Raw genomic sequence first — 21111 nt, forward strand, 5'->3', positions numbered from 1 at the left:
GAGCTTAAACTCTCAAAACTGAGCAACGAGTGAGTAACAGGCCTAAACCTGAGTTTTGGAAGCTAAGCTTCCGATTTGAATGTTCTCATTGCAGAGAACGATTCTCCATAGAAAGGAGGTGATCCAGCCGCACCTTCCGATACGGCTACCTTGTTACGACTTCACCCCAATCATCTACCCCACCTTCGGCGGCTGGCTCCCTTGCGGGTTACCCCACCGACTTCGGGTGTTGTAAACTCTCGTGGTGTGACGGGCGGTGTGTACAAGACCCGGGAACGTATTCACCGCGGCATGCTGATCCGCGATTACTAGCAATTCCGACTTCATGCAGGCGAGTTGCAGCCTGCAATCCGAACTGAGACCGGCTTTGATGGGATTGGCTCCACCTCGCGGCTTCGCTTCCCGTTGTACCGGCCATTGTAGTACGTGTGTAGCCCAGGTCATAAGGGGCATGATGATTTGACGTCATCCCCACCTTCCTCCGGTTTGTCACCGGCAGTCACTCTAGAGTGCCCAGCATTACCTGCTGGCAACTAAAGTTAAGGGTTGCGCTCGTTGCGGGACTTAACCCAACATCTCACGACACGAGCTGACGACAACCATGCACCACCTGTCTCCTCTGTCCCGAAGGCCGCTGCTATCTCTAGCAGATTCAGAGGGATGTCAAGACCTGGTAAGGTTCTTCGCGTTGCTTCGAATTAAACCACATACTCCACTGCTTGTGCGGGTCCCCGTCAATTCCTTTGAGTTTCAGTCTTGCGACCGTACTCCCCAGGCGGAGTGCTTACTGTGTTAACTTCGGCACCAAGGGTATCGAAACCCCTAACACCTAGCACTCATCGTTTACGGCGTGGACTACCAGGGTATCTAATCCTGTTTGCTCCCCACGCTTTCGCGCCTCAGCGTCAGTTACAGCCCAGAAAGTCGCCTTCGCCACTGGTGTTCCTCCACATATCTACGCATTTCACCGCTACACGTGGAATTCCACTTTCCTCTTCTGTACTCAAGCCACCCAGTTTCCAGTGCGACCTCAGGTTGAGCCCAAGGTTTAAACACCAGACTTAAATAGCCGCCTGCGCGCGCTTTACGCCCAATAATTCCGGACAACGCTTGCCCCCTACGTATTACCGCGGCTGCTGGCACGTAGTTAGCCGGGGCTTTCTTCTCAGGTACCGTCACTCCGGTAGCAGTTACTCTACCGGACGTTCTTCCCTGGCAACAGAGCTTTACGATCCGAAAACCTTCATCACTCACGCGGCGTTGCTCCGTCAGGCTTTCGCCCATTGCGGAAGATTCCCTACTGCTGCCTCCCGTAGGAGTCTGGGCCGTGTCTCAGTCCCAGTGTGGCCGTTCACCCTCTCAGGTCGGCTACGCATCGTCGCCTTGGTGGGCCGTTACCCCACCAACTAGCTAATGCGCCGCAGGCCCATCCCTCAGTGACAGATTGCTCCGTCTTTCATTCTTCTCTCAGGAGAAAAAAGAAATTATCCGGTATTAGCTACCGTTTCCGGTAGTTATCCCAGTCTGAAGGGCAGGTTGCCTACGTGTTACTCACCCGTCCGCCGCTAAGTTATTTTGAAAGCAAGCTTTCAAAATAACTCCGCTCGACTTGCATGTATTAGGCACGCCGCCAGCGTTCGTCCTGAGCCAGGATCAAACTCTCCAATTAGTATTGAAAAGAGCGATATGCTCATTTTGAAACATCTGACGAGAAAATTAATTCTCTAATTTTGGATTTCACTTACGTGATTTCCTACTCACTCGTTGTTCAGTTTTCAAAGATCAAGCCGTTTATTTCGTCGATGTGTTGTTCAGCAGCGACCTTTATAATATATCACAGCACCCTCGTTTTAGTCAACCTTTTTTTTAATTTCTTTTTTCGGTTGTCTTTCGAATGTTTTCGAAAGCACATCTCTGTGTCAGAGGGACGAGTTATAATTTAACACATGAACAAGGAAAGAGTCAACCATTAATTTTTCTGAATAAATATGAGCGTTTCATATTAGTAAACAAATAAAAAAGAGAGTGCTCAGCCTCTCCCTATCCTTGCTCATCTCTCTATAATTAAACATCTTCTACTGTATCTAATTCATCTCTATAATGTATAGCGGATCGCATGCCCTTCTCCCTCGTGAACATCAGCCCAAGATGTAATCTCTCGGATTAGCGAACGAGAAACCAGCTTTCGTAAAACAAGGGGTAGTTCAGACTCTAATTGACTCAGACCTGAATGCTGCAGTAATTCTTTAATGCTCCATGCTTCCTTACGGCTATTCAAAATATTAAAGAGCAATAGACAACAGTCCGTCATTTTGGACATAATCCCAAATTCACATGCAAGAAGCACAAGCTCCACACGTTGCTCTAAGGTCTCAGTACTGACCGTTAACTCCTCATAAAGTTTATGAACAGAGGTATTCATGCTTTTAACCTGCTCCCAAATAGCTGGCTCGGGGAAAGCACCCACTTCACTCACTTCTATTCTTGCCCAATGATATAAGGCTATCAATACACAGTTGTAAGCATCCATAATAAAGCCAGCCTCTATATAGCGCTTGGATTTCACATACATATGCAAAAAGCGGGCAAACTCCATAAATGCGACCCGTTCCTTGATCGGTCCTTCAAATTGCAATATCTCGCTGCGCATTTCCTCGAGTATTCCCTTGGGGTCCCAGATCACTTCCCCCCTCATCAAACTGATAAGAAGTTCGTTATTATCCCCTGCCATAACAGCCTGCTCCAAAGCAAATAGGCCGATATGGACTGACTGGGTCCGTTGGTCACCGGCAATGGTATGGCGAACAATATGCTCTCTATCCTGTTCTTCATGCAATACTAACACTACCATATCAAAATCTTGAAGAAGTGCGCTTTGAAACGGAATATCCCCATTCTGCCGCAAAACGACCGCTCCTAAAACATTCTCATCAAACGTTTCTCCACTCAACAAAGTTACATTGGACAGTTCCATGCTTCCCTCCATTAAATTTGGCGATTTTGCGTCCAGTCAGTTATAATTCAGTTATAATTATTATTCTACATATGAAAGACAGTTCCTTCTGGACAACCCAACTATATTTAGTTAGGAGCAAACACTCATGAAGTTTAAAACGGCTAAGATCAACGCTTTTCGCACATGGGGATTACTGCTCACAATGCTCGGAATGGGACTTATGGTTTTGGGTACAGCGGGCATCGTGTTTTGGGGCTCAACTGGAAAAGTATTCGCTGGAATCGGTCTTGTAATCGGTTTAATCTCAATGATGGCAAGTCTTGCAATCTATTTCTGGGCTGGGATGCTGTCAACTAGCGCAGTCCAACTGGAATGCCCTGAATGTCACAAGCTGACCAAAATGCTGGGCAAAACAGACCGCTGTATGTTCTGCCATACCATCCTTACTATGGATCCAGCTGAGGCCAATATTACTGCGGAACAACTTAAGAGTCAGCAGCTTAATCAATAAAACACATCTTACAGAAGCTTATTACTAGCGATTTATAATGCAATCAAACATTTGCTTAATACAACAAAGGGGCCCCCGTATTGGGAGCCCCTTTGTTTATTATGAATGAAATAATAATTACTTATGAATTCCTTGTAATGCCTCCCATGCAGACAGATTACTAAAGCTGCGATTCCATGAACCGATGCCACCAAGCCCTAAAGACTTAGCAAGCTTAACTCTAGCTTTTAAGGAAACATTGTCTTCGATCCATATTTTTTTAAGAGCGCCATCTTCCTTATACTCAACGTAATTCTGCCCAGCTGCCTTATCAAAGGTTGGGGTTAGCTTCTTCTCTTTAATAATTTTTTCAACGGCATTCATACTAACCGATTTAGAGCTTACTTTGGTCTTGCCATCTACCTGGGCCTCAGTCCAGATTCTAGTATACAGTGGAATCCCCAGAATCAGCTTCTCAGGCGGTACATCGTCTTCCTCTATGATCCGGCTTAACGAGCTTTCTACCCACGGTAGAGACGCAACAGAGCCCGCGATAGGACTAGCCGCCCAATGCTCGTCATAAGCCATAACAATAAGATAATCAACTACGGAATTAAGAGCCTTACGATCAAGGAAAGCTGACCACATCTCACTGTTGGATTTAGGGGTTACGTCTATGGAGACGATTAAGTTTTTGGCTTGAGCCATAGGTTTTAGCTCTCGCATAAATTGTGTAACATTCTCCCCGTCTTTCGTATATACATTCTCAAAGTCAATATTAATTCCATCCAGCTTGTATAAATCTGAATACTCGAGGATCTGTACGATCGCGTTCATCCGCTTCTCATAGCTCGACAATGCCTCAGTGGTTATGTCCGGATCAAAGCTATTGCTGAGCAGCCCCCACACTTCCAAACCGCGCTCATGCGCCCATTGCACATACGCACTGTCAGCCTGACTGCGCACATTTCCATCACCATCTATGATACTGAACCAAGTCGGGCTAGCCACGTTAACCCCTGGAAGCTCACCGAATGTACTTGGATCAGGTTTACGTTGATAAACTGCTTCCCAATACAAATTCACTGACTTCCCTTTCCAGCTTCGTTCTGCCCGTGAGGGAGTGGTGCTTTTGGGTTCCACTGTTTTTTGACCGTCCGAGATAATATCACTGGCCTTGGCATACCCCGCGTAACCGCTGCTTAACTGCACATACAGCCAGTCCTCATTTTCCTTATTCCAAATACTCACACTGGCTCCTGGGGACATATCCGCCACGATGGGTGCGTGAATCGACGCTTCGTTGCGAAGAGCGACTGTCTTATCTCCTGCTTCACCTTTCACTTTCCCCAGAGGTACAGTCTCCCCTGCTATCATTAACAGCACAGCCCCGGTGGTCGTATCCTCTTCAATTTCAAATCCATAAAGGTCCTCTAATACATCTGCAGGAAGATAGGTTATCTTCTCCTTAACTTCAGGTGCCAGCCGCAGCTGCAGCGGACGATTGTTCAGACTAGCATCGGTTTTATCCTCTTGCATATATAGAAGTTCACTTTCCGTTGATAGGATGACCGATTTAGTCTTTTCTTCATAACGAATAGAGGAGTCCACATGTTCCTGCAGTAATGGTAGAGGTAAAAGCATGCTATCACCGGTCCCTGATGCGGAATATCCTGTTACTTCTCCTTTTACGAAGATAGGATGTTCTAGGCCTTTCCAGTCTGGATCGATGTGCTGGCGATTTGGCAATACAAAAAACACAACCCAATAAGCTGCTGCCGCAATGAGCAAAAGTCCAAAAAAGCGTCGGAAAAGACCTCCGCGCTTTTTGACGCGTTTCTGTCTATATCTTCTGTCCAAAATATATCCTCCAAATATTAGATGATTTTAAGTTAAGTCTAACAATACGATTATAACATCCACTTGGTTCCGGATAACCAGTATAAGTTAGTCATTTTCACTATATTTTGTTATTTTGAAAAAAATAAAAACGTGAGTCCTCCGCTTTCGGATTTCACACGTTTATTGTGTAGCTTGGCTATACGCCCTTAAGTACAGTAGTATTCTGTCTTATTGTTGCTTCTCTCTGCAACATTTGCAAACTCCATGCAATTCCATACGCAAACCCGTAATTTTGAAGCCCGTTTCCTGCTCTGCATGTATCTCAACATCATGAAGCGAAGGATAACTAAAATCTTCAATCTTACCGCATAGCTGACAGATGACATGATAATGATCAGATACATTGGCATCAAAACGACTGGAACTATCTCCGTAGGTCAACTCGCGAACCATGCCGGCTTCCATAAACATCTTGAGATTATTATATACAGTTGCAACGCTCATGCTCGGAAATTTCGGCTCTAGCGCCCGGTATATATCGTCAGCTGTAGGATGATTCATTGCTTCCATCAAATACGTAAGAATCGCATGACGCTGGGGCGTTATACGGACACCTGTTGTCTTTAATTGTTCCAGTGCATGTTGTACTCCACTCCCCATTACTGTCACCGCCTTTTGAATTTAAAAATAAAAGAAGTACTTCTTAAGATTGTAAGACTGGTTTTTCAATGTTGTCAACGAAGTCTATACATTATATTTATTATTATATAAGAAAAATTACTTTTTTCAATATTTCCTAACATTTAGATTGCTATTTCCTTCAACATGAAGCTTGAACTCACCGGTCCCCACTTCACCTGATACTTTTTTCTTATCAATTGTAAGTTCAGGCAAATCTGAAGTAATATCACCATATCCACTGGAACCATTCACTGTATAGTTGCTTAACACTGGCAAATACAATTGAATATCACCAACTGCGCTATAAATATCCCAGTCTCCAGCGACATCTGAAGAGCGAACATCAATGGTACCATTTAGAGATTCGGCATGTAGCTTGGATCTGGCTCCATCAACCTCTAAATTACCGTTTTTAGTAGTAATATCGATATCATTGCTATTTCCGATCGCACTAATATTGCCGACAGCCGTCGATAATTTCAAAGCACCGGTAACATCCCAAGCATTCATATTGCCTCCGCTCGTTGTTAAATCAACGCTGCCTTGAACAGATCTGGCACGGACAGCTCCATTCAGTGTTTTTCCCTTAACATTACCAAAGATACGATGAAGGATCAGCTCTCCATTCCCCGTTTCCAGAGAAATGTCTTCAATGGCTTCTACATTCTGCAATGTGATCCCGCCATTCATGGTGCGAACATCGAGGTTAAAGCGGCGATCCTCCGGCAAGTAAATGTCTAAATCCATGCGTGGCTGGCGTTTGCCGGATTCTCCATAAGCCTTGCTATTTGAGGTTATTTTTATGTTGGGCCCTTCAACGACGTCCACAAAGGACTGTTCTGAAATAGCTTCAGCCATCGGCCCATCCAACTGATCTACCCAAACTGTCGTCGTAATTTGAATATCATCCACTGGAGCGCGATGCAATAAAATATCACCATTAATACTATCAATAGATATTTTGGCTGTATTTAATTCCACCGGAACAATTAGCGGGGCTTTCTGATATTTGCTGCCTTTAGCCTCACCATAGTCCACTGCTGCTGCCGTCAGGTTTAGACTGACATTTTTCCATAGATATAAATAATGTTCTTGCTCTGCAACAATAAATACACTCGCAGCTAGCAATATAGCGGATAAAAGCCCACGTAAATCCAATCTGATTCTGGTTCCCTTGGCTGAACGGTTAGAGAAGATAAACATCAGCAGGAACTCAATCCCCCATAACACCGGGATGACTGGCCACCACTTCAAGAGCAGGAGCATATAGTCAGTTCCCTCTCTCCAATCCAAAAACAAAGGAACAGAAATAGCTATCAGCAATACAGAAGCCGTATATCTTCCTACGCGCCGCTTGCGAGGTTCATTGTCTTTACGCTGCACAACTGCTCTGGCAATTTCTCTAGCTCCTATAAATAAGCCACCGCATACTAAAATGACAGATACGGCCATTTCAGCATAATGTTCAATAAAGAACTGGAGCCATGTTGGTTTTTGCCGGAACAGAATAAGCAGGGCTCCCCCTAATAGCAGTATGAGCCCAAAGGATATCCCAGGCTCGCTGACGATACTACGACGCTTAGGAGCCACGTTTGCTTTGGTCACAGGGATATCAAGCTCATGATCCTCTGGGAAGCGAAGAAGCCTATCCGCTGATTGCAATACGTCATACACGTTATAAAAATAGATCGCCGGAATAATGAGCGCAAGTAAAATAAGTAGTGGAACATTAATCTGCATCCCGATGGATGAGAAATACAATAAAGCTGAGATATCCAAAAGAATTAGAAAGATGAAGGTGATCCCTTTTCGGAGAAGCCCAAAATACAAATGCCCCGTCCCAGGGATGAGAGCTGCCAGCAGTCCAGCGATAAATTTACGTTTGCGGTGGCGCCGCTTCGGACGCGGAGGAATAATCCTCTTCTGTATCTCATTCTCCTTAGTCTCTATATCAACAGAATCTTGCAGTTCTTCCTGCTCTGGGAGCATTGCAGAGTCATGTTTCATTTTGGACTCCTCCTTTCGTAAATAGTTGTCTATGAATATCTTTTTTCAAAGAGAACCACTCCGATGAAATTCAATCAATTCAACTCCTGGAGCGACTTCCTCCACACCGGTGGGCATAAAGCCATATTTACTGTACAACGAAACGGCGGGTGTATTCTTTTTGCCTGTCGACACAATGAATTGCTCCATCCCTGCAAAATGCTCAAATACATATTCCAAAAGATGGCTAGCAATACCTCTGCGAAAAAAGTCCGGCCCCACCATCATTCGTGTAATCGTCAATTTGCCAGGAGATTCTTCCTCTACAGCAACAGCACCCATTAGTTCCTCATCTTTATCGAAGCAGCCATAAAAATCCTCTTTAGAGCTGCTGAGCATTTCTCTCGTCTCCATCAAAGGTGGAATTTCACGAAAGCCGATTAGTTCAGCTTCCAGTCTATAGGCCTTATGCTGAAGACTCCATAATTCATTAACGGTGCTTTCATCCTGCAGATTTAGCTTGTTAATTGTATTCATCCTAACCAGTCCCCTTATATGCCGCTAAGGGCCTGCCGTTGCCGACAAGCCCTTAGCTTATTACATAAGTATATTACCCCAAGTATAAACGCCTTCGGCGTCCTTTTATGGACGACAAGCGTTTAGCTGCTCAATACCTCGATGAGAAGTTTATTAGCAAGACCCGGATTCGCCTTACCTTTACTTTCTTTCATAACTTGTCCGACCAGGAAGCCGATTGCTTTCTGTTTACCTGCTTTATAATCTTCCACAGATTGCGGATTGGCGGCTACGACTGCTTCCACAATCCCTTTAATAGCACCTTCATCGCTGATCTGCACCAGACCTTTTTCCTCAACGATAACAGCTGGCAGTTTACCGCTCTCTAGCATTTCTTTAAATACTGTTTTAGCGATTTTGCTGCTGATGGTTCCGGCTGCAATCAGTCCGATCATCTCGCCTAGCCCTTGTGGTGTAATTTGTACCTGCGACAACTCCAGATTATTACCATTCAAATAGGCAAGCAAGTCACCCATAATCCAGTTAGCTACAGCCTTGGCATCCTGCGTATAGGCAAGACATCCTTCGAAAAAGTCCGCTAACAGTTTAGAGGATGTAATAACGCCTGCATCATAAGCTGTCAGGCCCAGTTCCTCGCTATAACGAGCTTTCCGTGCATCCGGAAGTTCTGGAATCGTTGAACGAATGGATTCTTTCCAAGCATCATCAATATGCAGAACGATCAAGTCCGGGTCCGGGAAGTAACGATAATCATGCGCTTCTTCTTTCCCACGCATCGATAATGTTTTCCCTTGTGCTTCATCCCAGCGGCGAGTCTCTTGCACAACAACTCCACCATCATCCAGGATCTCAGCCTGACGATATTGCTCATACTCCAGTCCACGCAATACACCGCGGAAGGAGTTCATGTTCTTAAGCTCTGCTCTAATGCCGAATTCCTCTTGTCCTTCTGGGCGTAGACTGATGTTCGCGTCACAGCGCATCGATCCTTCTTCCATCTTAACATCGGATACGTCACAATACTGCATAATCGCACGGATTTTCTCCAGATAAGCACGAGCTTCCTCAGGAGAGCGCAGATCAGGCTCGGATACGATTTCGATAAGCGGTGTTCCCACCCGGTTAAAATCGACAAGCGAGGCAAAACCGCCATCTACGTGCGTAAGCTTACCTGCATCCTCTTCCAAATGAAGACGAGTAATGCCGATCCGTTTGGTCTCTCCATTAACTTCAATGTCGATCCAACCGTTCAGCCCGATAGGCTGATCAAATTGTGAAATCTGATAAGCTTTTGGTGAATCCGGGTAAAAATAGTTCTTGCGGTCGAATTTGCTAACATCACCAATGGTGCAATTCAGCGCCATCGCTGCTTTCATAGCGTATTCTACCGCTTGTTTGTTGAGCACTGGCAATACGCCGGGGTGACCCAAGCAGACAGGACAGGTATGAGTGTTAGGTGGGGCTCCAAATTCAGTGGAGCATCCGCAAAAGATTTTGGAGTTGGTATGAAGCTCTACGTGAACTTCCAAGCCGATGACCGTTTCGTATTTAGACATAAGTAATCCCATTCCCTCCTTTACTACAGCTGTGGACGCTGCTTGTGATGATCTGTATTTTGTTCAAAGGCATGAGCGACACGCAGAATCGTGCTCTCGTCAAATTCCTTACCGATAATTTGCAGACCTACAGGCATGCCTTCCGCAAAACCACACGGAACGCTCACAGCAGGAATACCCGCCAAGCTTACAGGAATCGTGAGAATATCGTTCAGATACATGGTCAGCGGATCTTCAGTCTGTGAGCCCAATTTGAATGCTGTCGTTGGCGCTGTTGGCCCGATGACCACATCATATTTTTTAAAGATGTCATCAAAGTCCTGTTTAATCAAAGTGCGTACCTTTTGTGCTTTTAAATAGTAAGCATCGTAATACCCGGAGCTGAGTGCATAAGTACCCAACATAATACGGCGTTTGACCTCAGGGCCAAAGCCGCGGCTGCGGGAATTAAGATATAGATCAAGCAATCCTCCGCCTTCATCTACACGTGCGCCATAACGCACACCGTCAAAACGCGCAAGGTTAGATGAAGCTTCCGAAGAGGACAGCAAATAATAAGCTGCTACTGCGTATTCCGTATGCGGTAATGATACTTCCTCCCAGACAGCACCCATTCCTTCCAGCACTTTAAGTGCAGACAAGACTGTCTCACGCACAGAAGCATCGACACCTGCTCCCAAATATTCCTTAGGTACAGCAATGCGAAGTCCGGAAACATCACCAGTCAGTGAACTCAAATAATCAGGAATTTCTACTTTAGCAGAAGTAGAGTCTTGGGCATCATAACCAGCAATCGCTTGAAGCACATAGGCAGAATCCTCTACATTACGTGTTAATGGTCCTATCTGATCGAGTGAGGAAGCAAAGGCTACCAGCCCGTAACGTGATACAAGACCGTAAGTAGGTTTGAGACCTACAACACCACAATAGGAAGCTGGCTGGCGGATGGAACCCCCAGTATCCGAACCTAGTGAGAAGAACACTTCGCCCGCAGCTACTGCTGCAGCAGATCCGCCACTGGAACCGCCCGGCACACGTTCTAAATCCCAAGGATTGCGTACAGGACCAAAGCTTGAATTCTCATTAGATCCGCCCATTGCGAATTCATCCATATTTAATTTACCGATTGTTACGGCATCTGCCTGCTGCAATTTAGAAGCTACAGTAGCGTTATAAATCGGCTGGAAATCGCTCAAAAATTGGCTGGCACAAGTTGTGCGCAGGCCTTTAGTTACAATATTATCCTTGATTCCGGCAGGAAGACCAAATAGCAATCCACGTGCTGCTCCGGATGCCAGTTTATCGTCCAAAGCGCGTGCTGTCGCACGTGCGCCCTCCTCGTTCAAGGTCAAAAATGCATTTACGTTCTTATCCCGCTCAGCGATAATCGCCAGCGATTCTTCAGTCAGTTCACTGACCGATACCTCTTTAGCAGTTAACATGCGGTGTACTTCAGGCAATCGATTTTGAAACAGGCTCAAGATTCTTCCCCCTTTCTAATTATGTAGTTATTCCAAAACAGCTGGAACCTTGAAATGTCCGTCTTCATCATCTGGAGCGTTAAGAAGTGCTTCCTCTTGCGTAAGGCTATCCTTCACAACATCCTCCCGCATTACATTGCTGACTTGCAGCACATGCGTGGTCGGCTTTACATTCTCCGTATCTAGCTCATTTAATTTCTCGGCATATTGTAAAATAGCATTCATTTGTTCTGTAAAGGTTGCCTCTTCTTCCGGGCTCAGCTGCAGACGAGCCAGCTTGGCCACATGCTGCACATCTTTAACGGTAATGCTCATAAGAAAAATCCCTCCTGTTTAAAGGGCTAAAGCGCCCGGATAACGTTTTTAATTATATTGTAGAAGCTTGGACAATTCAATGATGGGCTGTAAAACAAACGCTCCTTTATCAAAGTGAAGGGGATTCCTACACATTTTAAAGGAGCGTATCGTTCATCACAATATATAGGGATTGTCATTTCCAGCTGCGGAATATATTCGACTGCCGGGTATCCATTATTGTCTAGCAAATTTCGTTTTCCACTACCCTCTCCAGTATATTTGTAGAAAAAGGTTTTGATTGTCAGTGCTTTTACATCCTTGGGCAGCGGTACAATATTAACATCCTCTTTAAGACTATAATGGATTGTGTCATCTATCTTTTTCGAATCCGACCAACCATTGCTGCCGTTTACATATTGCAACAGGTTACCTTTATCATCATAGACTTCATAATTTAATGCCAGGTTATTGGTATCTGTCAGATAAGTATAAGGAATACCCTCGAGGGCTACAGCACTCATCCGTATTTGTGTAGTTGCCGGAGTCTGTGTAATCTTCTCCACTGTGGTCGTTACATCATTGTAAGTTTGACTGATTCCGGGTTGCTGAACAATATTATGACTCGTATCCTTTTTTACAGGAATTTCAATTTGAAAATCATCATCGATTCCGGACAGACGACCTTTTACTGTCATTTGGAACTGCTCTGGTAAAGTAATGCCTCCCTCATCATAGGATTTCTCTGAAAATTGCAAAATCAACGATTGTTCATCTACTCCCGGAGAAAGGATAAGGCCAATATTGTGTTTAAAAGAATCCTCTTCTTCCTCCCCAGCAGCGTTTAAAGGCTGTCCATCAATAAATACCTGCAAATCCTGAATGTCTCCACTGAATATTCCCTCTTCATCTTCACCTTCAAGTTTCAATGCTACAGAAAGCCGTGTGCCGTCATATATAACTTCATTAGCACGGATAATAACATCTTGAACAAGATCACTGGTATCAACTGCAGTCGTTAAGCCTTGGCGACTCGCCGCTTGAAGTCCCATATCACCTGCGAGCTCAAAAATACTATTGACTAACGGAATACGTTCCAGCGACCTAGCCAATGCGGGAGAAGTAAAGCCGCTTCCAAGCACGATAACCCCCAAAACAAGAGCTGCCCCGAAGCCAAGCGCTGTCCTCTTAACATTACGAAATTTGTGCGTGGATCTCTTTATCTTCACATGATCCAGCATTGTATACGTATCCTCTTGACGTTGGCGAATCATAGAGGGAAGCTCATTTGCCGGGAGGATGTCCATATCTTTCAAAAGCAATTCAAGCTCTTGCGCTGTTCTCTTCTTCATCTGTTCCATCCTTTCTAAATATCATTAGAATCCATTCAATAAGTTTTTTCTTGCTCTGTAGAGGCGCGATTTGACTGCCGTTTCGGAAATATTCAGAAGATCGGCAATTTGCTTAACGGGCATGTCCTGAAAATAATGCAGCGATATCACGGTCTGGAGCGAAGTATCCAATCGTTCTACTGCTTCCCGCAGCTCAATTTTCTCATATTCTGCACCGGAGGAATGGCATTCCAAAGCAGTAAGGGGATCTCCAAACTCCACAATATTTGTCCGCTTGCGTTGGAGCTTATGACATTCGTTTATAAGGATGCGAAGCATCCATGTCTTGAAAAATTCTGGTTGCCGCAATCCATGGATAGACCGGTAAGCCTTTAGGGTGGCTTCCTGCATGGCATCTGCACATTCCTCGTCCCTGCCCAAAATAGATCGGGCCATGCCGTACATTTCAGGTTCAATCTGCCGGCATAGCTGGATAAACGCTTCTTTATCGCCATTTCTCGCTTTTTGAACAGCGGTTATCATCTTCACTTGAGGTTCTCCTTTATTTAAGTTAAAACGCCTATACCGCAGATCTGCATTCTCGTATTCGGCTCTCAATAATTTAGATACATAAAACAGGAGATTGGTTGTATACCAAAAAAATAAAAAACAAACTTTCGAAAACTATAAAGAAGGAATAAAAGAAAAGATTTTGAAAATGATGTGTAAATTCAGAGGATTAATGTGGGGGAAATACTTTTTATGACAAAACAAAAAAGCCGGCTTGCGCCGGCCTTCCTTAAATCCAAGCTCGAAGATTCACTTGTTTGATGAAATCCGCTTGGGACATGCTTTCGCTTGACGTTGATTCCGTCTCTTCTATATCCATATCTTCACCGTTCATCAAATGATGGAACAGCTTCTCATTGTACGTGGACAAAGCGTAATCAATCAACGCTTCATGCGTTGCTCTTTCAGCCTCAGCTACTAATAAATGTTCTTCCGCCTCAATGTCCTCAGCCGGAACATAAAAGTTCCTATTCGCCTCTGGTACACGAATAACATAGTCAAACGCATTATCGGGATTGCGGTCGTAAGCAATTAGGTAGCCGTATTCCCCGATAGGAAGACTCTGCTCGAAAGCGTCCGCAACAATGACAATCTTCTCTCCTAAACGCAGCATCGCCCTACCTCCTAACCCCAAAATCTTTCAAGATTTTGCTTGTTTCAACAGTCTACTAAAAAAAGATAGAACTGTCTAGTTGAAGGCTGGCCGATCCTACAAATTCTATGAAAATATACTATATTTAATAAAAACATAACTTAAGTTTCAAGCGGTTAAGTTATTCTTCCTTGTCAAAAGTGCAGCACCCACTAAACAAATCAAGATCAAAATAGCTGCTGAAAGATAGGGTCCAACCCTGAATCCTTCTCCAGCCATAAGGATTTCAGCCGACAACCCGGCAAGCCCCGCAGGTGCCCATTCAAACCATGAAGGCAATAAGCTTTGGCCTAATGATAATGCTGCCATTAGCACCAATGCTAAAAAAGCGGCAACTGGGGATTTTAAAAACCCACTAAACAACAACGTAGCTGATACAGCACATAACAGCCACAATCCATATACTCCAGCAGCTGCGATGACATCTCCCCAAGATAGTGAACCAATCAACTGCTCCGTGTAGTAAGCAGCGCCCGCTGCACCTAATCCTAGAGCAACGATCAACAGGGTCAGCTGTGCTGCCCATTTAGCGAACACTATTGCGGCTGGAGAAACCGGCCTTACCAGAATTAATTCCATAGTTCCGCTATAGCGCTCACCAGCTAAAACATTCATCGCGCCAAGCGCCAATACTAACATTCCGATCGTTCCGTACTGTCCCAAAGATTGCGCCATCACAGCTGCGGCACTCGGTATTTCATACCCCTCTAGGAGACCTGGAGGAACATCACCTGAAGCTTTTAATATTTCCGGCAAATAATAAGTAGTTAACGGCTGCATAATGCCTAATAGGATAAAAACGACAGGTATCCAGATTAACTTATAACTGCGAGCCATTTCGAGCATTTCTTTGCGATAAAGGACCCAGGCGCTTCTCATACTCCCACCACCTTCATAAATAAATCCTCTAACGTGGAAGAACCCGCTTCAAATTGCAGTAATGGAATTTCGAGCTGCGCCGCTTCTTGCAGAATCGTCCAACGGGCCATGTCTACATCGTTGACATTAAAAATGGCATGATCTCCGAACAACTGAGTCTCCAGTACAAACGGTTTGGCAGCAAGAGACTCCAGCCACTGAATAGCTTTTTCTTGCTTCTCCGTACGTAAACGAATAACAGGAAGGCTGTATTGTGAACGAAGCTGTGATAAAGATCCCTTCTCAGCAATCAAGCCTTGATTCATTAAAATAATATCATCGCAAATTTCTTCTGCATCATGCAGCACATGTGTAGAGAAAACTACAGTTGTCTCCTCACGTATTTCCCGCACCAGTCCCATTACTTCTCTGCGGCCAATCGGATCAAGTGCAGATACAGGCTCATCAAGCAATAACAGACGAGGCCGATGCACAAGCGCCTGAGCCAGACCCAGCCGCTGTTTCATCCCGCCGGAGTATCCACCAATCCGGCGACGAGCATCACCTTTAAGCCCTACACGCTCGAGCGATTCCAATGCCCTGCTGGTTGCGTCTTTAGTTCCCATTCCACTAAGCTTTGCAGCGAAAACAACATACTCATGTCCAGTCATCCACCCATAAAAAGCTGGAGACTGTGGCACATATCCTAATCCTCTGCGATATTCGGCTCCAGGACGGCTCCCCTCAAATGAAATCATGCCAGAGGTGGGTTCAAGCAGCCCTGCCAGCATACGAAGTGTGGTCGTTTTCCCAGCACCGTTAGGCCCCAATAAAGCGACGCACCGTCCTTTCTCAATTTCAAAGCTTATATCATTTACGGAAATATGCGCCCCATAGCTTTTGCGCAAATTCATAACTTGAAGGAGTGACATCAGACATCTTTCCTTCCTATTGTGAAATAAGCTACGCTACCTAATATATTTCCGCAAATAATGATAATAATCCACATCCATTTTGGGCCACGAACGTTATCCGCTTTGGCCAGTGATATCAGTCCAATAATTGCAAGCAAAGCCTGAAGAATAATTAACGGCATGATTAAACCCCATTTTACCTCTTCCATGAAGTACCACTCCTTGTAATAGGATGAAAGGAACGAGCTTCTTACTAAAGCTTTACAACTGCTTCTTCCTTCTACGTCGGTCAGGAAGTATGACAACGAGTAAGTAGACTAATGCTGGGGACGGAACTGTAGTAATCGCCCACAATCCCCAGAACCAAGCTTTTTTTCCGCGCCGTCTTGCATCCCGGAACAGTAAGGTCCCTTGCAGCATTAATGCTACTGCTATGCCAAACCACAACCAAAGAGGCACATCTTGTAGCTCATTCATTCTTGTACACCTTCTCTATTTCTTCTGATCCTGGCGATCCCTAAGCCACCCAGTCCTACAACAGGAATGATCGCCTGAATAATCCAATAGATCATGGGTGCAGAAGTGAGAATGGATAGAAATGCGCAGATCAGGATCAATGAGACCCCCCAGAATAACAGTAGTTCTTTACGTTCCCTTCTCTTTCTGTGCACAGCTGCATCAGCCATTAACCACTCCAGTTCCTGTAACGAAGGTGGGGTGATATCATCATATTGCGCATCCAAACGCTCAAGCTCTTCAGTAAGCTTGTGCAAATACAGTTCTGGCTCCTTATCCTTCTCCATCCTCATTCAGCTCCTTTCGCAATTGGTTAAGACCAAGGGATACACGCGATTTGACCGTGCCTGAAGGAATTTGCATGATCACACCGATTTCTTCATAGCTATAGCCATAATAATGCTTCAGCAGCACAGCTACCCTCTGAGCAGAGGGTAGCTTGGAGATGGAATCGAGTACTTCACTCCATTCTTCCCCCCTGCTCTCAAACCGCCAACGAATCGAACGGGTGCCCTGGGCCTGTTGTTCCCGTTTCTTCCAATCTGCCTCACGTTTCCAGCGCCGCTTTCGATCGATGAATATTCTGGTAGCTATGGTGATTAACCAAGAGGAGAACGAAGAAGAACCGTTATAGGTATTGATTTTTTCCATACATCTGACCATCGTGTCCTGTACAAGATCCTCTGCCAGTAACGGGTCCATAGTCACTTTAAGTAAATATTTGAACAAAAAAGTATAATGTTCTCGCAGCAGTGAAGACAGTGCTGAAGTATCTCCCTGCTGTGCCTGCCTGATTTTCTCCAGCGCCTGATCGCTCATCTGCCCCTCCATTCAGGATTAGTTCTTATTTGTAATACGATTATGTATAGTGATTCGTTCATTCCGTTTTAATTTTATTTTTTGAGCTCCCAGAGCTTACGCCGCCATGGCTGAAGCAATCCTGCTTCTGCTGGAAAATGCCAAAAAAGAGGCGTTCTTCTGGGCTCGCCTCCTGAAACCACTGGTATTCTCCCATCCTTATTCTCAGATTGTATGTCCCTGCGTTCTATGGAAGTACAAAAACCTCCCCTTCCAGAACATTCTGAAAAACATTGGCATTTACTGCTGCAAAAACTAGTCCATTTCTCCTTGGAGTCATACCATCCGTAATCCAACGGGTAATACATATTCTTCTCCAATCTATTTCCCCCCATGCTTTTAAACCTATATGTAGACAAAAAAAAGAACGCAAACCGGGATTAATTCCGCAGTCTGCGTGCTTCGCGAGGTTAATGTTACATTTAATTAACAATAGTGTAGTCCTTTTGTATCCCTTTGTCTATCAAAAATTCCCCGATTCTTGTCAGTTCTACTAGAATGACTGTTTATTGAGGAATATAAGGGTTACGAACTTTTTCAAAACCGATAGTTGTTCGTGAGCCGTGACCTGGATAAACCTTCACTTCATCATCCATTTTGTACAGCTTGCCACGAATAGAATCGAACAAATCACGTTCTCTGCCACCAGGCAAATCGGTGCGCCCAACTCCCATCTTAAACAGTACATCTCCAGAGAATAAATCATTCCCGCATAGGAAGCTGACACTGCCCGGAGAGTGCCCAGGTGTGTGGTACACCCGGAAGGTATGTCCGATGAATTGCAGAACTTGTCCTTCTGCCAGATCATACTCTGCAGGATCTGTAGTCAGAGGAGGCGAAATATCAGTCCACATCAATGAACCATTCAGCTTAGGGCTGCTGAGCCATTCACTTTCTAGTGGATGTAAATAAACAGGACATTTCTTAGCTTTACGAATTTCGTCTACGCCGCCCATATGGTCAAAGTGCGCATGCGTTAGCAAAATAGCCTCGATCTCCATCCCTTCGATACTCCGCACTAATGCCGCAGGATTCATGCCGGGATCAATAATGATTCCCTTCGTTGGATCCGCACCTGTCAGCAAGTAGGCATTGGTCTGAAGCGGACCTAAATTAAACGAACGTATATTTAGCATCGGTCTAGAATCCGGAAATCAGACTACGCAGCTCTTTTGCGATAACTGCCTGTGATTCCGTTCCTTCCCCATAAGCTTGCCCCATAGCCTTACGTACTTCTGCGATTTTGCTGTCGTAATCAGCAGCCTCACGATCAGGATTCTCACGTTTGAACTCTCTCATTAGGCTCTGCACATGCTCTGGACGAGGACCCCAATGTCCAAGCACGTATCCGCCGGTATCCGCAAAGATCACAATCGGAACAGATCTTCCGCCCATGGTCAAGAATTCATCCATAAGCTCCTGATTCTCTTCCAAAATGAATACCTCTGTCTTCATTCCGGCAGTCTCCAAAATACGGAAAACCGCAGGGACATTACGTACTACATCTCCACACCAATCAGCGGCAAGGATAAGTACCCGCAAATCGTCACGATGGTTCAGACTTTCGAAATATTCCTTGTCGCTCTCATCTTCCCAAGAAAACTTCTCATACCAGGATTCAAAAGCCTGCTGGTTCTTCGTCATGCTTTCTACAAATTGGCGCGGTGTAAGACCTTTTCCAAATTTATGAGCTACATTCGGTTTCATTTTGCAGTCCCTCTCTTCTTGGATTTAAACCACTTATACACAAAATAAATGATGATTAGTGCTAACGCTACAAGAATAATTTCGTTGGTGTACTTAGCTGCTACTTCGTCAATATCTTCCCACTTATTCCCCAATGTCATACCGAGATATACAAACAAAGCACTCCATGGAATAACAGCAAGTGTAGTCAATAAAGTGAACTTACCTAAAGGCATACGAGAAATCCCCGCTGGAACGGAAATGGCATGGCGAACAACGGGAATAAAGCGTGCCGTAAAGATTACGCCTGTCCCATATTTATTGAACCACTCTTCCGAATGATCAATATGCTTCTTTTGGATAAGAATATATTTCCCGTATTTCTCCAGTACAGGCCTGCCCCCATAACGGCCAATCCAATATACAAAGATCTGGGCAATCACTCCGCCTATCGTACCAAACAATACTGCGCCGAAAAAATTAATATCTCCACTCCATACCAAGAAACCACCGAAAGCCAATACAATTTCACTCGGAATAACTTCAATCATCAGTCCGATCATAATCCCAAAATAACCAAGACTCTGAATCCATTCAAATAATGTCGAGATCAGATCAGAAATAAAATGCAAACGTGCTCCTCCTCCCTTTTCCGCAGAATATGGCTACATGTATCAAGCTAATCGCCTTTGGCATCTTTATAAGACGCTAAGCGTTTAAGCGAGTGAAATATAAGAACATAAAAGCATAGATACTAATCTTATACTTTCTTATATTTTTAAAAGCTTTGCCGCTCTGCTATATTTTCCAGTTTCTCTTAGCCTATTCTAGCACAAGCAACCTTATCACTTCTACTTACGTGGTAAGCAGCTTCCATCTTCCAATCCACACTTAAAAAGAGTTTGAGTAACAGGCATAAACAAAAAAGGTGAACAAATTCCACCAATAAAGGGAAAATGAACACCTTTTTATCTGCGCTCAATTAATAAGCCATCCAACCGGCATCAGCCGTTATCACCGACCCATTCAAAAAGCTTGCAGCATCTGAAGCCAAAAATAAGGCTACCGAAGCAATCTCACTGCTTTCCCCTGTCCGTGGCATCGACGCCATTCCTTCGCCCGCTTTTTGACTCCCAAAAGGGCTTGGATCAGACAGATCAATATTTGTCTTTACTCCGCCCGGCGCTATGGCATTACAGCGAATTCCAAGCTTAGCGTATTGAAATCCTATATTTTTGGTCATCCCGATTACAGCATGTTTAGAGGAAGTATAAGCCACTCCCGCACGCGAGCCCGCTAAGCCGCCAATAGAGGCTACATTGATGATACATCCGCTTTCCTGTGCCATAAAAATCGGCAAAACCTTACGAATGGCTCTCATCGGACCGGTTACGTTGACCGCAAGCACCTGCTCCCACATGTCATCAGTGATCTCGTGCGCTGGCGTCATTTTATCCATAATACCGGCATTGTTAACAAGGATATGAAGGCCTCCAAACTGTGTGGTTGCGGCATCAATCATTCGCTGTGTGTCCTCTTCCTTCGAGACATCTGCCTTTACGGGATAGATAACTCCGTGTCCCTCACCCGTTTCTGCCTTTTTGGCCACCGCTTCTACATTGTCCAGATGGATATCCGCAGCAATCACTTTAGCCCCCTGTTGGGCAAAAAGAAGAGCAATCGCTTCTCCAATCCCCGATCCTGCACCTGTAACAATTGCGACTTTATTGGTTAGTATCATATATCTGCTCCTCTGCATCGTATGTTCGGTGCATCAAGGAATGCATGCCCATCGTTAGTATTAACAGGAGTCGGCTTTGGACGGCAGTTAATTTTAAAGATTCGGTGACACTTTTACACACGCTATTGCTAAGTGAATACTGCATTGACAGCTATGAAAGTG

Annotated in this window: 22 protein-coding genes and 1 rRNA gene; 1 reads left to right on the plus strand and 22 read right to left on the minus strand. The window is 44.8% G+C overall.

The window, feature by feature from the left end; all coding sequences use genetic code 11:
- Window positions 1–111: 111 nt before the first annotated feature.
- Both MKX34_RS28050 and MKX34_RS28055 read right to left on the minus strand, forming a co-directional pair.
- Window positions 112–1669 (minus strand): 16S ribosomal RNA (locus MKX34_RS28050).
- Window positions 1670–2095: 426 nt separating this feature from the next.
- A complete protein-coding gene (locus MKX34_RS28055; protein WP_076224245.1) occupies window positions 2096–2974 on the minus strand; it encodes a nucleotidyltransferase-like protein in 879 nt (292 codons plus the stop codon).
- A gap of 127 nt (window positions 2975–3101) precedes the next feature.
- Between MKX34_RS28055 and MKX34_RS28060 the strand changes: the two genes are divergently transcribed.
- Window positions 3102–3467 (plus strand): DUF2614 family zinc ribbon-containing protein, encoded by a 366-nt coding sequence (locus MKX34_RS28060; protein ID WP_036680151.1) that lies wholly within the window; start codon window positions 3102–3104, stop codon window positions 3465–3467.
- A 117-nt stretch (window positions 3468–3584) separates the two neighbouring features.
- On the opposite strand, the gene MKX34_RS28065 is transcribed toward MKX34_RS28060, so the two are convergent.
- From MKX34_RS28065 to MKX34_RS28160, 20 genes are all read right to left on the minus strand, one after another.
- A complete protein-coding gene (locus MKX34_RS28065; RefSeq protein WP_076297343.1) occupies window positions 3585–5306 on the minus strand; it encodes a glycosyl hydrolase family 18 protein in 1722 nt (573 codons plus the stop codon).
- Window positions 5307–5516: 210 nt separating this feature from the next.
- Window positions 5517–5948, minus strand: a complete 432-nt coding sequence (gene perR, locus MKX34_RS28070) for a peroxide-responsive transcriptional repressor PerR (RefSeq protein WP_036680160.1) — start codon at window positions 5946–5948, stop codon at window positions 5517–5519.
- 126 nt (window positions 5949–6074) lie between these two features.
- Window positions 6075–7976 carry a DUF4097 family beta strand repeat-containing protein gene (locus MKX34_RS28075; protein WP_256715446.1) on the minus strand — a complete coding sequence of 634 codons (1902 nt, stop codon included), beginning with the start codon at window positions 7974–7976 and terminating at the stop codon, window positions 6075–6077.
- Between the two features lie 45 nt (window positions 7977–8021).
- Window positions 8022–8492, minus strand: coding sequence for a GNAT family N-acetyltransferase (locus MKX34_RS28080; RefSeq protein ID WP_076100957.1), 471 nt, complete (start codon window positions 8490–8492; stop codon window positions 8022–8024).
- Window positions 8493–8614: 122 nt separating this feature from the next.
- Complete coding sequence (gene gatB / locus MKX34_RS28085) at window positions 8615–10048, minus strand: Asp-tRNA(Asn)/Glu-tRNA(Gln) amidotransferase subunit GatB (protein ID WP_172628862.1); 1434 nt, start codon at window positions 10046–10048, stop codon at window positions 8615–8617.
- 23 nt (window positions 10049–10071) lie between these two features.
- Entirely contained in the window at window positions 10072–11529 is a 1458-nt protein-coding gene (gene gatA, locus MKX34_RS28090; protein WP_036680165.1) for an Asp-tRNA(Asn)/Glu-tRNA(Gln) amidotransferase subunit GatA, read from the minus strand.
- 27 nt (window positions 11530–11556) lie between these two features.
- The gene (gatC, locus tag MKX34_RS28095; RefSeq protein WP_036680166.1) at window positions 11557–11844 is read right to left on the minus strand and encodes an Asp-tRNA(Asn)/Glu-tRNA(Gln) amidotransferase subunit GatC; all 288 of its coding nucleotides are present in this window, start codon (window positions 11842–11844) and stop codon (window positions 11557–11559) included.
- Window positions 11845–11870: 26 nt separating this feature from the next.
- Window positions 11871–13175: a DUF4179 domain-containing protein gene (locus MKX34_RS28100; protein WP_076297342.1), complete on the minus strand. Its 1305-nt coding sequence runs from the start codon at window positions 13173–13175 to the stop codon at window positions 11871–11873.
- A 24-nt stretch (window positions 13176–13199) separates the two neighbouring features.
- Entirely contained in the window at window positions 13200–13697 is a 498-nt protein-coding gene (locus tag MKX34_RS28105) for a sigma-70 family RNA polymerase sigma factor (protein ID WP_036680329.1), read from the minus strand.
- A 256-nt stretch (window positions 13698–13953) separates the two neighbouring features.
- Window positions 13954–14337, minus strand: a complete 384-nt coding sequence (locus tag MKX34_RS28110; RefSeq protein WP_036680170.1) for a hypothetical protein — start codon at window positions 14335–14337, stop codon at window positions 13954–13956.
- A gap of 147 nt (window positions 14338–14484) precedes the next feature.
- Window positions 14485–15255, minus strand: coding sequence for an ABC transporter permease subunit (locus MKX34_RS28115; RefSeq protein WP_076104199.1), 771 nt, complete (start codon window positions 15253–15255; stop codon window positions 14485–14487).
- Window positions 15252–16148, minus strand: a complete 897-nt coding sequence (locus MKX34_RS28120; protein ID WP_244886395.1) for an ABC transporter ATP-binding protein — start codon at window positions 16146–16148, stop codon at window positions 15252–15254. Before MKX34_RS28120 ends, MKX34_RS28115 begins: the two co-directional genes overlap by 4 nt.
- A gap of 17 nt (window positions 16149–16165) precedes the next feature.
- Window positions 16166–16357, minus strand: a complete 192-nt coding sequence (locus tag MKX34_RS28125) for a PLDc N-terminal domain-containing protein (protein ID WP_036680175.1) — start codon at window positions 16355–16357, stop codon at window positions 16166–16168.
- 52 nt (window positions 16358–16409) lie between these two features.
- Window positions 16410–16625, minus strand: a complete 216-nt coding sequence (locus tag MKX34_RS28130) for a hypothetical protein (protein WP_036680176.1) — start codon at window positions 16623–16625, stop codon at window positions 16410–16412.
- Window positions 16622–16951, minus strand: coding sequence for a YxlC family protein (locus MKX34_RS28135; RefSeq protein WP_036680177.1), 330 nt, complete (start codon window positions 16949–16951; stop codon window positions 16622–16624). Before MKX34_RS28135 ends, MKX34_RS28130 begins: the two co-directional genes overlap by 4 nt.
- Window positions 16938–17483, minus strand: coding sequence for an RNA polymerase sigma factor SigY (sigY, locus tag MKX34_RS28140; RefSeq protein ID WP_036680178.1), 546 nt, complete (start codon window positions 17481–17483; stop codon window positions 16938–16940). The genes MKX34_RS28135 and sigY overlap by 14 nt, the downstream gene beginning before the upstream one ends.
- A 545-nt stretch (window positions 17484–18028) precedes the next feature.
- Window positions 18029–18658 carry an MBL fold metallo-hydrolase gene (locus MKX34_RS28145; RefSeq protein WP_076100951.1) on the minus strand — a complete coding sequence of 210 codons (630 nt, stop codon included), beginning with the start codon at window positions 18656–18658 and terminating at the stop codon, window positions 18029–18031.
- Window positions 18659–18662: 4 nt separating this feature from the next.
- Window positions 18663–19229 carry a thioredoxin family protein gene (locus MKX34_RS28150; RefSeq protein ID WP_036680182.1) on the minus strand — a complete coding sequence of 189 codons (567 nt, stop codon included), beginning with the start codon at window positions 19227–19229 and terminating at the stop codon, window positions 18663–18665.
- The gene (locus tag MKX34_RS28155) at window positions 19226–19840 is read right to left on the minus strand and encodes a DedA family protein (protein WP_036680184.1); all 615 of its coding nucleotides are present in this window, start codon (window positions 19838–19840) and stop codon (window positions 19226–19228) included. The genes MKX34_RS28150 and MKX34_RS28155 overlap by 4 nt, the downstream gene beginning before the upstream one ends.
- A gap of 350 nt (window positions 19841–20190) precedes the next feature.
- Window positions 20191–20949, minus strand: coding sequence for a glucose 1-dehydrogenase (locus tag MKX34_RS28160; protein WP_076100948.1), 759 nt, complete (start codon window positions 20947–20949; stop codon window positions 20191–20193).
- Window positions 20950–21111 lie beyond the last annotated feature (162 nt).

The sequence above is a fragment of the Paenibacillus sp. FSL R5-0636 genome, from assembly GCF_037974255.1.
Classification (GTDB): Bacteria; Bacillota; Bacilli; order Paenibacillales; family Paenibacillaceae; genus Paenibacillus_AQ; species Paenibacillus_AQ odorifer.

Coding starts and splice junctions, on each gene's coding strand:
- MKX34_RS28055 (WP_076224245.1), bottom strand. CDS start 2,974: ATGGAACTGTCCAATGTAACTTTGTTGAGTGGAGAAACGTTTGATGAG.
- MKX34_RS28060 (WP_036680151.1), top strand. CDS start 3,102: ATGAAGTTTAAAACGGCTAAGATCAACGCTTTTCGCACATGGGGATTA.
- perR (WP_036680160.1), bottom strand. CDS start 5,948: ATGGGGAGTGGAGTACAACATGCACTGGAACAATTAAAGACAACAGGT.
- MKX34_RS28075 (WP_256715446.1), bottom strand. CDS start 7,976: ATGAAACATGACTCTGCAATGCTCCCAGAGCAGGAAGAACTGCAAGAT.
- MKX34_RS28080 (WP_076100957.1), bottom strand. CDS start 8,492: ATGAATACAATTAACAAGCTAAATCTGCAGGATGAAAGCACCGTTAAT.
- gatB (WP_172628862.1), bottom strand. CDS start 10,048: ATGTCTAAATACGAAACGGTCATCGGCTTGGAAGTTCACGTAGAGCTT.
- gatC (WP_036680166.1), bottom strand. CDS start 11,844: ATGAGCATTACCGTTAAAGATGTGCAGCATGTGGCCAAGCTGGCTCGT.
- MKX34_RS28100 (WP_076297342.1), bottom strand. CDS start 13,175: ATGAAGAAGAGAACAGCGCAAGAGCTTGAATTGCTTTTGAAAGATATG.
- MKX34_RS28105 (WP_036680329.1), bottom strand. CDS start 13,697: ATGATAACCGCTGTTCAAAAAGCGAGAAATGGCGATAAAGAAGCGTTT.
- MKX34_RS28110 (WP_036680170.1), bottom strand. CDS start 14,337: ATGCTGCGTTTAGGAGAGAAGATTGTCATTGTTGCGGACGCTTTCGAG.
- MKX34_RS28115 (WP_076104199.1), bottom strand. CDS start 15,255: ATGAGAAGCGCCTGGGTCCTTTATCGCAAAGAAATGCTCGAAATGGCT.
- MKX34_RS28120 (WP_244886395.1), bottom strand. CDS start 16,148: ATGAATTTGCGCAAAAGCTATGGGGCGCATATTTCCGTAAATGATATA.
- MKX34_RS28125 (WP_036680175.1), bottom strand. CDS start 16,357: ATGGAAGAGGTAAAATGGGGTTTAATCATGCCGTTAATTATTCTTCAG.
- MKX34_RS28130 (WP_036680176.1), bottom strand. CDS start 16,625: ATGAATGAGCTACAAGATGTGCCTCTTTGGTTGTGGTTTGGCATAGCA.
- MKX34_RS28135 (WP_036680177.1), bottom strand. CDS start 16,951: ATGGAGAAGGATAAGGAGCCAGAACTGTATTTGCACAAGCTTACTGAA.
- sigY (WP_036680178.1), bottom strand. CDS start 17,483: ATGAGCGATCAGGCGCTGGAGAAAATCAGGCAGGCACAGCAGGGAGAT.
- MKX34_RS28145 (WP_076100951.1), bottom strand. CDS start 18,658: ATGCTAAATATACGTTCGTTTAATTTAGGTCCGCTTCAGACCAATGCC.
- MKX34_RS28150 (WP_036680182.1), bottom strand. CDS start 19,229: ATGAAACCGAATGTAGCTCATAAATTTGGAAAAGGTCTTACACCGCGC.
- MKX34_RS28160 (WP_076100948.1), bottom strand. CDS start 20,949: ATGATACTAACCAATAAAGTCGCAATTGTTACAGGTGCAGGATCGGGG.